The 12,409-nt window shown below is 39.0% G+C and carries 10 protein-coding genes; 8 read left to right on the top strand and 2 right to left on the bottom strand.

Going from position 1 to position 12,409, the window contains the following annotated elements:
* Positions 1 to 4 precede the first annotated feature (4 nt).
* A complete protein-coding gene (locus ACYX4M_RS01075; RefSeq protein ID WP_476081519.1) occupies positions 5 to 637 on the bottom strand; it encodes an XrtA/PEP-CTERM system exopolysaccharide export protein in 633 nt (210 codons plus the stop codon).
* A gap of 149 nt (positions 638 to 786) precedes the next feature.
* Here ACYX4M_RS01075 and ACYX4M_RS01070 point away from each other — a divergent pair, with 149 nt between their 5' ends.
* Genes ACYX4M_RS01070 through xrtA form a run of 3 tightly spaced genes read left to right on the top strand, consistent with a single transcriptional unit; the run spans position 787 to position 4,556 of the window.
* A complete protein-coding gene (locus ACYX4M_RS01070; RefSeq protein ID WP_476081518.1) occupies positions 787 to 2,199 on the top strand; it encodes a TIGR03013 family XrtA/PEP-CTERM system glycosyltransferase in 1,413 nt (470 codons plus the stop codon).
* A gap of 2 nt (positions 2,200 to 2,201) precedes the next feature.
* The gene (locus tag ACYX4M_RS01065; protein WP_476081517.1) at positions 2,202 to 3,041 is read left to right on the top strand and encodes an XrtA system polysaccharide deacetylase; all 840 of its coding nucleotides are present in this window, start codon (positions 2,202 to 2,204) and stop codon (positions 3,039 to 3,041) included.
* 39 nt (positions 3,042 to 3,080) lie between these two features.
* Positions 3,081 to 4,556: an exosortase A gene (gene xrtA / locus ACYX4M_RS01060; protein ID WP_476081516.1), complete on the top strand. Its 1,476-nt coding sequence runs from the start codon at positions 3,081 to 3,083 to the stop codon at positions 4,554 to 4,556.
* Between the two features lie 30 nt (positions 4,557 to 4,586).
* Here xrtA and ACYX4M_RS01055 read toward each other — a convergent pair whose 3' ends face one another.
* Positions 4,587 to 5,570 (bottom strand): right-handed parallel beta-helix repeat-containing protein, encoded by a 984-nt coding sequence (locus tag ACYX4M_RS01055; RefSeq protein WP_476081515.1) that lies wholly within the window; start codon positions 5,568 to 5,570, stop codon positions 4,587 to 4,589.
* A gap of 442 nt (positions 5,571 to 6,012) precedes the next feature.
* On the opposite strand from ACYX4M_RS01055, the gene ACYX4M_RS01050 reads away from it, so the two are divergent.
* The 5 genes from ACYX4M_RS01050 to ACYX4M_RS01030 all read left to right on the top strand — a co-directional run bounded on the left by ACYX4M_RS01050 (position 6,013) and on the right by ACYX4M_RS01030 (position 12,166).
* Positions 6,013 to 7,278, top strand: a complete 1,266-nt coding sequence (locus ACYX4M_RS01050; protein WP_476081514.1) for a putative O-glycosylation ligase, exosortase A system-associated — start codon at positions 6,013 to 6,015, stop codon at positions 7,276 to 7,278.
* Positions 7,279 to 8,340 (top strand): acyltransferase family protein, encoded by a 1,062-nt coding sequence (locus ACYX4M_RS01045; RefSeq protein WP_476081513.1) that lies wholly within the window; start codon positions 7,279 to 7,281, stop codon positions 8,338 to 8,340. It begins immediately after the preceding gene.
* Positions 8,341 to 9,531 (top strand): glycosyltransferase family 4 protein, encoded by a 1,191-nt coding sequence (locus tag ACYX4M_RS01040; RefSeq protein WP_476081512.1) that lies wholly within the window; start codon positions 8,341 to 8,343, stop codon positions 9,529 to 9,531.
* Positions 9,528 to 10,619: a polysaccharide pyruvyl transferase family protein gene (locus tag ACYX4M_RS01035; protein ID WP_476081511.1), complete on the top strand. Its 1,092-nt coding sequence runs from the start codon at positions 9,528 to 9,530 to the stop codon at positions 10,617 to 10,619. The genes ACYX4M_RS01040 and ACYX4M_RS01035 overlap by 4 nt, the downstream gene beginning before the upstream one ends.
* A gap of 98 nt (positions 10,620 to 10,717) precedes the next feature.
* Positions 10,718 to 12,166: an oligosaccharide flippase family protein gene (locus tag ACYX4M_RS01030; RefSeq protein ID WP_476081510.1), complete on the top strand. Its 1,449-nt coding sequence runs from the start codon at positions 10,718 to 10,720 to the stop codon at positions 12,164 to 12,166.
* Positions 12,167 to 12,409: the final 243 nt, after the last annotated feature.

Below are 12,409 nucleotides of genomic sequence, written 5' to 3'. Positions count from 1 at the left end.
ACAACTAGAACCATGCTTCTGGGATGATCACGATATCACCAGGCAACATGTCGACATTTTTCGAGATATCGCCATCTCTTATCAAATCGTCAATGTTTATCTCGTAGGTTTTTTGATTCCCGTTTACTACTCTTACTAATTTCGCATTATTTCCATCTGCAAATTCAGTAAGCCCTCCTACCGCTATCATTAAGTCAAGCAAAGTCATGTGCTCGGAATAACTCACTGCGCTAGGGTTTGTAGCTTCACCAATTACGCGAACTTGCTCACTTAAAGGGCCTGTAAAATTGTTTACACTGACAGTAACTCTAGGGTTATTTATGTAAACCGAAAGTTGTTCTTCTATTTCTCTAGCAAGCATTGTCGGCGTTCTTCCGGCTACATCAATATCCTCAACCAATGAGGTAGTAACTTTTCCGTCGGGACGTACAATGAAGTTGCCTGATACTTCAGGATTACGCCAAACAAAGATAGTTAAAGAATCGCCAGGACCAATAAGATACTGGTAATCGTTTACGTCTGTAGTTAAAGAAGGCCTTGTGGTTGCCTCTGGCAATGCCGCTGTATTACTACAACCGTTAAGACCAATAAATAAAACGGGGGCACAGCATGTAATTAGCGTTCTAAAGCGGTACATAAGAGATCATCCTACACTCATTATGGTTAATAGTTAGCTTTTGTCGTTTACCCTACGGGAAATGTCACTATAATGCCAATATCAATTGTAGTCTATTGGAATAAATCCCTTTATGATGGGAAAAACGCCGCAGTTTTAGGGGGCCAGGGGTGGCAATAAACAAGCGCAATCAAAATAAACGCTCAAATATACTAGTAATAACAGAAGCGTTGCTCATAGCTTATATGGGCTATATTTCTCATTTTATTCTCACGCAAATTGGAATGTCGCCAGACGTTTCGGTTGAAAAGCTAGTTATAAATGTAGGAATGCTTACCGTTTCTATTTTGTTATGCTCGCTTTCTGTCGGGTTATATGAAGCGAAATTAAGGGAAACCTTCCGCGGAATCATTCGCAGGATTTTTGTAAGTGTAGGTCTTAGCTACTTTCTAGTAGAAGTCTTAAGCCGTGCTTTTTTCGACGACTTAGTCATGGACTCGTACTTTTTGCCAGCTTCGGTTTGTTCGATAATTATCACTCTAGTCGTTTTCAGGTATTTCACAAATCGATTAGGCTTACTCGGCCTTGGAAAAGTGCGCATATTGGTGCTCGGAGCTGGAGAAAGAGCTTCAATAATTGAAAAACGTATGCGTAGAGACGTAGATAGAATAGGGTTTGAGTTAGTCGGTTTTATTCCGATTCCAGGTGATAACCGTGAAGACGGTATTAAGAAAGAAAAAATAATTCACCTAAAAGTCGATGAAAGCTTTCAGCAGTTTATTGCAGACAATGAAATTGAAGAAATAGTTATTGCTTGCGACCAACGTCGAGGAACACTTCCTGTAGAGGTGCTTTTTGATTGCAGGCTTAGAGGTATTGAAGTTACCGAGCTCTTAGATTTCATGGAAAGGGAAACAGGCCAAATTGTAGTAAATTTGATGTACCCAAGTTGGGTTATTTATTCCAATGGCTTCCAGAGTCAAAACTATCTGCGAGACGCGCTGGATTACACTCTCAACGCATTCTTGGCCTTCTTTATATTTCTTTTTGTTTGGCCAATTATGTTGGTTACTGCGTTCATAATTTATTGTGATGATGGCAGGCGTACAGGAGTATCGGTTTTTTATAAGCAAGAACGGGTAGGTTTGAACGGTAAACTTTTCAAAATAATCAAATTTCGAAGTATGCGGCCTGACGCCGAAAAAGATGGAGCTAAATGGGCTAGCAAAAATGATGACCGCGTTACCCGCATTGGTCACTTCATTAGAAAGTACCGCGTAGACGAATTACCACAGCTTTTGAATGTGTTTAAAGGCGAAATGGCATTTATCGGGCCTCGCCCAGAAAGACCACAATTTGTTGAGCAGCTTGTGCGTGAAGTACCTTATTATAATCAACGTCATAATGTTAAACCAGGTTTGGCCGGCTGGGCGCAGCTTAATTACCCGTATGGCGCGAGTGTAGAAGATTCTATGGAAAAGCTTAAATTCGATCTCTATTACGTAAAACATCAGAGTTTACTATTGGATATCCTTATACTTATTCGTACGGTTGAAATTGTACTGTTTGGCAAAGGGCGTTAATCATGAAATTAGATAATCGTCTTAATGCTATGACAGTAGATGTGGAAGATTACTTTCAAGTTTCCGCCTTTGAGGATGTGGTTGATAAGAAAGATTGGGATAGCATTAGCCTTCGCGTGGGCAACAACACCCACAGGCTGTTAGATTTATTTGCAGCGAATAATGTTAAATCTACCTTTTTTACGCTTGGCTGGGTTGCACAGCGCTGTCCTGACGTAATAAAACGAATAGTGAGTGAAGGGCACGAGCTAGCCAGTCATGGCCTAGCACACCAGCGCGCTACCACTATGAGCGAGCAAGAGCTTTACGATGATATTAAACAAAGTAAAGATATTCTTGAAGATATCGGTGGTGTGGCGTTAAAAGGATATAGAGCGCCGAGTTTCTCTATTAACGATTCGAACACATGGGCCTACGATATCTTAAAAGAACTTGGCTTCGTTTATTCCTCCAGTACTTATCCAATCAACCACGACCTCTATGGTGTGCCAGAATGGCCGCGCTTTAAGTATGAGCGTGACAATGGAATAATTGAAATACCAATCCCTACCGTTCGTAAAAAGGCAAGCAATGTAGGAATTGGCGGTGGAGGTTATTTTCGGTTGTATCCTTATTGGCTGTCGAAACGCCGCATAACGGAGTTTATGCAATCGGAAAGTGCGCCTTACAGCTTTTATTTTCATCCGTGGGAAATAGACCCCGAGCAACCGAAATTTTCTTCGGCTCCATGGAAGTCTAAAGCTCGACACTATATAAATCTTTCGAGTATGGAAGGTAAAGTTGAAAAGTTAATAAAAGACTTCAATTGGGTAACTATGCAACAAGCTTACGAAATAGAATAAGCCTGTAATTACTAAAATAAAAAAGGCAGGGAAGTGCATATGGATAACAGTGATACACAAAGCGATAAGGATAGAGGTTTAAAAAACTCTTCATTTGGTAAGAATAAAACGTTCTTCGCTACGGGCCTTTTATTGCTTTGTTTATGGACTGCTTTTTGTTGGCATGGGCTAATCACTGTTGTTGAAATATGGTACGGAAACGAGATATTTAACCATGGCTTTTTTATCGTACCAGGTGCTATCTACCTAATTTACCTAAAGCGCGATATACTGTTTTCTAAGCCGATCAAAACAACGCCATTAGCTTTTCTTGTTGTTATACCCGCGTTGCTTTTGTATGTGATCGGTATTGCAGGTGACATTCAATTGTTTATGCATACCGCTACTTTTACACTATTACCCGGACTAATATGGTTAATGGTGGGCACTCAAGCTGCAAAGATAATCCTGTTTCCATTGGTGTTTATGCTTTTTAGTATTCCAGTGGGTGAACAGCTTATTCCTTATCTTCAAAAAATAGCTGCTGATGGTTCGGTTACCCTATTACATTTAACTGGTGTGCCTCTTTTTCGAAGCGGCCTTTACATTGAAATACCCCAAGGTCGATTCCTAGTCGCCGAAGCGTGTTCCGGCGTCAGCTTTTTTATCGCAAGCTTTGTCATAGGTAGCTTGTATGCTTACTTGAACTTAGTGTCAGTAAAGCGTAGAGCTATCTTCGTTGCTATATCATTAATATTTCCGGTATTGGCGAATATTGTTCGAGTGTATGGCATTATTCTTATCGCATATTGGACAGACATGGAGCATGCTGCTGGCGCAGATCATCTAATCTACGGCTGGTTTTTCTTTGCTTTCGTAATTATGTGTTTGCTGGGGATTGGTGAATTTATGCGGCAATCACCGTATGAACCTAGTAAAGTCTGGCTGCAAAATGCGACAGCCTCGGTGAGTATGCCTGTTATTATCAGTTCAATCGTTATTTTTGCAGGCTTTTTTGCATGGCTCGTAAATATTTCAAATATTAGCAATTCTCATTCTGAGATGCGTCTCTCTACTCTGACTTATGATTGGGACAATAATTGCCAAAGAACGGATTGGCAACCCATTGTAGTAGACCCGGATGCAGAAGAATTTGGCTTTCTTAAAAATCTAGGTTGCAATGTTGTAGTTTATAGTGCTTGGTTTAGCGAACAAGATAATGAATTAGTAAGCGATCTGCACAGGCTTTTCGACCCTGAACTCTTTTCGCTAAGTCACAAATCAAGTATAAGCACAAAAGGTTTAAACTTCTCTGTCTATCATGTCGTATCATCGAGTGGCGATAAGCTCAGTATCATAAGGTTTTATGAAGTCGACAATGCGCTATTTACCAGCGCGGTTAAGACCAAAATATATCAGGTTAAAAATGTGCTATTTGGAAAATCTAAAGGTGGAAGATTATGGATCCTTGCAGCAGATGGGCATGATGTTTCATCTATACATGACGGTCTTTCTGCTATTTTATCTCAGCTATAAAGTTAGAAGGTAAGGTGACTATTTATTGATTTAGCGAACGGCTTGATTAAAGTAAAATAATACAGTGTGCCAGTAGTATTCGAATATGCCCGCAGATCTATTTGCTAATATTACTCCATCTGCACCATCTCTGCCGACAATAGATTTGTTAGTAATATTATTCTTTATAATGACGCCCTTCGTATTGGGAAACCGATATTCAATAGCATTTGGATAGTTTGAATTTAAGTAAATCTCATTGTTGGTAACAATGGTCTTTGGACTACTCTCTAAGCTAATGCCTACATCTGCGAAATCGTGGTTGGGGTTATCATGTGTTATTTTGTTAAAGGCTATGATCCCGCCCTTCGACTGATTTTTATTATTCCCTAAACCAAAACCTATCCCCCTGTCTGAGTTGATAATAGTGTTATTGACAACAATATTATCAGATGAATGCTTCCAAAAATGAATAGCGTGCTCAGCAACCTTTTCAGCAGGGCTTGCGATATTCAAAAATATGTTGTTTGACACTGTCCAACTTCGTGACCTATGTGCATCTATGCCGCCAACATAATAGTTTGGTGCAACACCGGCGGTGTATTCAAAACGACTATTTTTGATTACACCAAAGTCTGAATATTCACCGTTGTCCTTTCCGGACACTTTGAGTAGTTGCTGATACGAGTCCTCGAGGATGCAGTTGTCTAATGAAAAAAAATCGACGCCTTTCTCTGAGCGTACTTGAATAAGATGATGAGAAACGTTTCTAAGAGTAATACCTGAAAGTGTAACATTGCTTGCACTTATATCAAATATGACCTCAACGGGGCTTTTCTTCTTCATACCTGAACCGCTAAGTACAACGTGCGCTGGATTATTTGAAATAGAGCGAATGGTGATGTTATTTCGTGAAATTATGATGTTTGATGAATTTTTATATTCGCCGTCATCCACTAATATCTCTATTACGTTTCCACTTTTATTATTGTTTGCAATATGAACAGCATTTTTAAGCTCTTTTGTATTAGTCACTATCAACTCTAGCGAAAAGCAAGGTGAGTACGGGGTAAACAATGTGATAAAAGCCATCACCCAAAGCTTTCTAAGAACTTAATTCATTAAGCCGATACATCTCGAATTGTGCGAATATAGTCATTCATGATAGTAGCTTTATACAACCAGTGAAATTGCTTCTTTAAATATCTTTTATATTGTCACTTCAAAGTGTTATCTTATCGATAAAAGTTGAACGACTTTTTCGATATTTATTGCTTAGCCTTTTCAAAATATAAACACCTGAGGTCACTGAATGGGCGTTGATAGTCTCGCAACATTAGTACATTTCTTCGTTATGATGATGATAATCATCTTCTATATGAAATTAGAAAATAAAACCAATAAAAATAGTGCCAACAAAAAAAGCAGAAATAAACAAGACAGAATCAACAATAAGAAATAGAAAAGAGACTATTTAATGGTTACAGATATTTTCATGAGCTTAATTTTGTTAGCTCTGATGTTTTATTCTTTTACTCGGCCGCATGTAGCAGCCTGTATGGCGGTGTGGATAAACCTTGTTAAACCTCAGAACACTTCTTTTGCTTTTTTGGCCGGGCAGCCACTTTCTTTAATCACTACGGCATTATTCTTTTTAGTTTTAATTTTTAATTTCAATAAGCTGCGTGTTCCCAAAAGTAAATCATATCATTTTATTATGATAGGTTTTATGGTTTGGGTAACAATAGCCTCATTTCTCGGGGAATATCAAAACGTCGTCTGGATTAAGTACGACTTTGTGATAAAAACACTTATTTTTGCTTACTTTATTCCTTTTACATTAACTAAAAGAGTTCATGTCGAGATGTTTCTTTGGATATGTGTTGCTTCTTTTGGGTTATTTCTTTTTATGGCTGGGATAAAAACCTTATTAGGGGGGGGAGGTTACGGGGTTTCACTTATCGGGATCGGTGGGTTTATGTATTCAGAAGGTTCTACACTGGCAACGCTAGCAGTGTGCCTTATACCTTTGTTTGTTGCCTTAAAGTCATCCTCAAAAATTGCACAGTCATGGAGTGCTTTTCGCTGGCTAACTTTAGCTTACTCTGCTCTATCTTTACTTACGGTTGTTGGAACTCAAGCTAGAACGGGTCTAGTAGCGTTGGTAGCGTATATAGGATTACTTCTGAAAAAGCACAAGATAAATTTTAAAGTATTTCTGGCTATATGTATGATTCCTTTGCTTATTTATACAGTTGCGCCCAAGTCTTGGTTTAATCGCATGTCGTCAATTGAAGATGCTACAACATCTGAAAAGTCCGCGATAGGTCGAATTGTGGTGTGGAGATGGACATTGGACTATGTTTCTCAAAGGCCTTTTTTTGGAGGAGGCTTTTACAGCTACAACGCGAACGCTGGTATTTTACACCACTATCAGCAAGGGGATGAAGTAGAAATTAAGCAGAAAGGAGGCAAAGCATTCCATAATATATTTTTTGAAGTGCTCGGCGAGACGGGCTACGGAGGGCTTTTTCTGTTTCTGTCAATTTTATTGCATACAATTTTGCTCTGTAGAAGGACTATTAAACGGTTGGGTGGAGAAGTTGGAGTCATTAGCGATGCATTAAACCATTCTTTAATTATTTATTGTGTCGGTGGTCTCTTCATTGGCGTAGCATTTTATCCATGGATCTATTATCTATATGGAGTCTCTCTAGCTCTAAGTACAGTAGAAGAGTCATAAATGAATTATCTTACTTCAATAAGAGGAATCGCTGCATTCTTTGTCGTTCTTTATCATATAAAGCATTGGTTGGTAGCATACGATGTACCGCAGTTTATTAGTATTTTCTTTGAGAAGGGCTATTTGGCAGTAGATTTCTTTTTTCTACTGAGCGGTTTTATTATTTCTTTCAATTATATGAAACACTTTTCAGGTAATGACACTTGGCAGGCTAAAAAAATTTTTATAATTAAGCGCATAGCAAGAATTTATCCACTTCACGTTTTTGTTCTTTTGAGCTACCTCAGCATTCCTCTTGCCTTATATTTAACAGATAGAGTAGTACCCGAAGGAGCATTTACCGCAGAAAGCTTCTTCATCAAACTTATGCTTTTAGATCTTTGGTTTATAAACTCAGATTTTTGGTCAATGTGGAATACCCCGTCATGGACTATCAGCGGAGAGTTTTTTGCCTACTTGGCTTTTGCATTTACTGCTGGTTTTATCGCAAAGTTCCGACGCTATGCTGTTATTGCTCTATTAGTTTCACTAAGCATCACCGCGATTGCCTACACGGTAATTGGAGCTCGTTCATTAGGCGATAATATAGGCGACCTAGGACTCCTTCGTTGCGTTTTCGGTTTCTTCAACGGAATGTGCCTTTACATCATCTATTACAGATTGAAAGATAAAGAGATTGCTTTTGGTAAGTGGCTTTTTTGTATGTCCTTCTTGTCTTTCTATGGATTAATTCTAACTACTACTGCCAATCACTTTTACGCGCCTGGGTTATTCTTTTGTATGCTTTTAGGGCTTCTTTTGTCGAAAGGGCCAATTCACAGGTTGCTTGAGCTTAAACCTTTTATATGGCTTGGCGATATATCTTACTCCGTTTATTTAAGCCATACCTTTTTACTCAATTGGTTTGTTATGCTATTGATGGAAGACAGTCAAAATGCCTCTATTTTTAATATTTTCGCTTATATCGTAATAGTCCTAGTTTTTTCGACAGTGTGTTACCAACTTGTTGAAGTCCCCGGACGTCGTTTGATTTCACGTAAATTTACTAGGAAGGGTACTTGAATGGATGACAAACTACAGCCAGTAATTACTTCTATGCGATACAGAATAGGAATTGATGCTCGATTTGTTTTACGCCCACTAAGGGGTATGCCTCAATATGTATATATGCTTTGCCAGCGCCTGCCAAAGGTGATGCCCAATGTCGATTTTTACTTTTTCATTAATCGGCAGTTTGAATACAATGATGAGATTTCACACTACGAGCAACGTTTAACTCATTTATCCGAATTTCCGAACGTAGCTTTAGTTAATATCGACGCTGAGACAGAGATACTTTGGGAGCAGTGGTTGTTACCCAAAAGATTAAAAAAATACAAAATAGACCTTCTTCACATGCCGGGTAATAGGGTTTGTTTGCTGTCTCGCGTTAGACAAATAACCACAACTCACGATTTAATGGAGTGGCACTCTCTTAATATTTTTCGCTACTATAAAGGCAGAACTTTAAAAGAGAATTTTTATTTTTTAAGACAGAAGGCGTATTTGTGGGCAGTATATAGGTTGGGTCTTGTTTTTTCTGACCACATTTTAACCATATCAAATTACTCTCTGCGCGATATTACAAGTACTTTCCCTGCATTAAAGAGCAAAGTTTCTTATGTTTATCATGGTATTCCTAAAGGCTTTGAGCCACCTGCGAAATCAGTGTTGAAGAAAGGCGTTCTCATGCTCGGTGGCGACAGTCATCAGAAGAACCCAGAGAACATGTTAAAAGCATGGGCGCAGCTACCTAAAGAGTTGCAGAGAGCACATCCCCTCACTATTTTAGGGTTTGTTGGAGGGGAAGACTCTATCATTTCCAAAACCATTCGAGCATTGGGAATTGAAAATGACATTATTATAAAAGGCTGGGTTACCGAAGATGAGCTTATTCAAGCAATGCAAACCTCAAAGGTGTTTATTTTTGCATCGCGCGAAGAAGGCTTTGGGTTTCCTCTTGTGCAATCAATGGCCTCTGGAACACCAGTAGTAACTTCTGAAGCTGACGTGCTTATAGAAATTGGACAAGATGCGGTTTGTAGCGCAAAAGCTGAAGACTCTCTTGCGCTGAGTAGTGCTCTACGTAGCCTTCTTACAGACGAACAGCTCTACAATGAAAAAGTACAAAAAGGCCTAACGATTTCATCCAAGTTTACTTGGGAGCATACCGCCGAACATATTGCGTCTACATACTTGACATTATTGAAATGAAAATAAAAAAAGGAATGTATTTCTTGATTTCCAAATTGGTGGAACCTTTGCGATGGCGTTTTGAGCTGTATTTTGCTGAAAAATTTGATCTTTATGGCTCACTTTCATTCTACTTAAAGCAAAAGTTCACAAGGAAAAAATACTTAAAAACCGCTCCTGTCGTTTACATTTACGCAAACAAAAGAAACGTTGGGGACTATATTTCCCATCTTGGTTTAAAAGAAATAGTGGGTAAAGACGGCCCTGACCTCTTTTGTTCTCCCGTATGGTTAAAGGAGTTTAAAGCGCACATTGACTACTTAAAACAGCATAACCCAAATGTGCTGCTGGTAATTGGCGGAGGAGGTCTTTTACAGCCAGTCTTTGAACCTTTTTGGCAGGTTGTGCTTCAAAGTGGATTGCGTTTCACCGCGCATGGTATTGGCATTAATAAGATGTCTGGAAGAGGGGAAATGAAAGGTGATTTATTTCCTAAAATCGCGAAAGGCGCCGACCATCTAGGCGTGAGAGATGAATATACTTTCAACTTTTTAGAGCAATATGCACCCAAAAAACTATTTCTTACCGCTTGTCCCTCAATAAACTATTTGGTTCCTCGTTACTGGCAATCACAAGCACGTTCTTCAAACATTCTTTTACATCTAATCCATCCGTCAGATGTAAGGTTGGCAGGTGCTGACCTAGATACAATATCAAAAAATCTGATGGCTGTGGCTGAAGCTTTGGGTTTGGAATATCAAGAACATACTAATATGGATTCTTCTCATGTTCGTATGTTGAAAAAGGTAAGTAATGCTCGCGTTATTGTGAGTAGTCGTCTGCACGGCTGTATAATGGGGTTCGGTATGGGGATTCCTTTCTTGCCGTTACTGTGCGATGACAAAATGAAGGCATTCTTGACATCACATACGGATGTTGACGGGGTCAATGTTAAGCAAGCAGAAGACGCCTCTGTTTTGAAGCATAGAATTGAGTTGCTTCTAACTGAATGTAGCAGCGACCGAAAGAAGGTTGACGTGAAGCTTGTTGAAAATGCAGAAGCGGGCAGTTACATAAGTAGCCTAGCGTCAAAAATCGCTAAAGATTAACCAAAAATGCAATAAAGCAGCAAGTCATAGTGTTAATGCAAAAATACTTTGTGGAATTGCGTTCTTTGTTTGAATTCAGAAAATAAGGATTTAAAAGTTTGAACTTAGCAAGAAAAGTGGCCAGCAGTACGTCGTTGATCCTTATTGTTCGATTATTCCAACGTGGCATAGGTATTATAAGCCTGCTGATTCTTGCGCGTTTATTAACGCCCGAAGATTTTGGCGTAGTCGCTATAGCTACAATGCTTGTTTTTCTTTTTGATACATTGTCCGAGGGAGGCACTCAGCAATATATTATTCAGAAGAAGACACTGGAAGATAACGACATTGTAACGGCATGGACGATTTCAATATTGTCTAAATTAGCGCTGTTTGTTACGCTGCTTGCGCTTACGCCTGTTCTAGCCAACTTTTTAAACGCTCCAGAAGCTGAATCTGCGATACGTGTTATGGCACTTGTGTTACCAATTTCAGCTTTTGCAAGCCCCCAGCTCTTTACGCATAGAAGAGATTTGGAATACGGTATTATTTCTAAAATACTCTTAATTGAAAGAGTTGTTAGTTTCTTAGTCACAGTGGTGCTAGCTTTCATTTTAGAGAATTATTGGGCCATGATCGTTGGTGTGCTGGCGGCATACTCCAGCAAAACACTGCTCTCTCATTGGTATGCGCCTTACCCTTTAAAGTTTTCATTGAGCCGCATAAAAGAGCAAATGAGTTTTTCACTGTGGATGCTCATGCGTTCTATTTTGGGGTACGTGCGCGCCGAGTTCGACGTGATTTTTATTAGTAAAATGTATGGTGCAGATCAGCTTGGTGGTTTTAGTTTAATGAGAAATCTTTCATTCTTACCAAGTAGAGAAATAATTGCTCCCGTATCTAATGTATTCCTAGCAAGCTTTTCTGAAATAAAAAGAAGGGGGGCTCCAATTGGCGATCACATTGTGGTTGTGCTTACCATACTGCTTTGTCCGATTTTTCCCATTATCGGTTATCTACACGTTTTTAATCAAGAACTTGTTTCGCTGTTTTTAGGACAGCAGTGGCTGCCCTTTGCGCACTTATTGCCACTATTAGCTATGTTCACGATTACATTTGCTGTATCCACTTTTGTTCAGCAAGGGCTTATTGCAAATGGCGATGTAAAGCTTTTATCGGTTTATGAAATAGTAACACTGAGCTTGTTATTGGGCTTAATTGCGTTTTTCTTCTCAGGCAGTATGGAAGAATTTATTATCACAAGGTTAGTATTCTCTTTCATTGTTCTAAGCATCTTGTTGATATTTTGTTTTATGCGGTTTGGGCTGCCCATAGTTAGCTTACTGTTTATATGCACGTTGTTGACCACGGCGTGTTTTGCTGCTGTCTTGTCAGCGCAACTGTTCAAGGGACAGGGTATACTCTACCTTGTATTAGGAAGTTCTCTGTACTTTGGAGTTTATCTTGTCGTGTGTTTATTTTTCCTATTTTTGTTTAAAAAGCACAAGGTGCTCGAAAAAGTCATCTCTTTAGCCGCGCGGTTTATTCGGGCAAGAGTGAACAAATAATCAGGGTGGCCTCACAAACATTTATCATCTGAACATCCGAATCAATCCTAATCTAAGTATAACTGTAGGGTGATCGGTATTTTTAACGATTATTTTCAATAGAATAGAGATATAAGTATAGTATCTTCAGACACAAATGGCGGTTGCGTAACTAACCATTTAACCACTCATAAGCACATATTAGATGTAAGTTTTGATTGGGTTCAAAATCTAAAAGACTTATAGTAAATCATGTTTACAGAG

It is taken from the genome of Alteromonas sp. ABV4_150 (assembly GCF_056311745.1).
The sequence above is the reverse complement of the archived record's forward strand: the minus strand, read 5'-3'. Positions and strand labels throughout refer to the sequence as shown.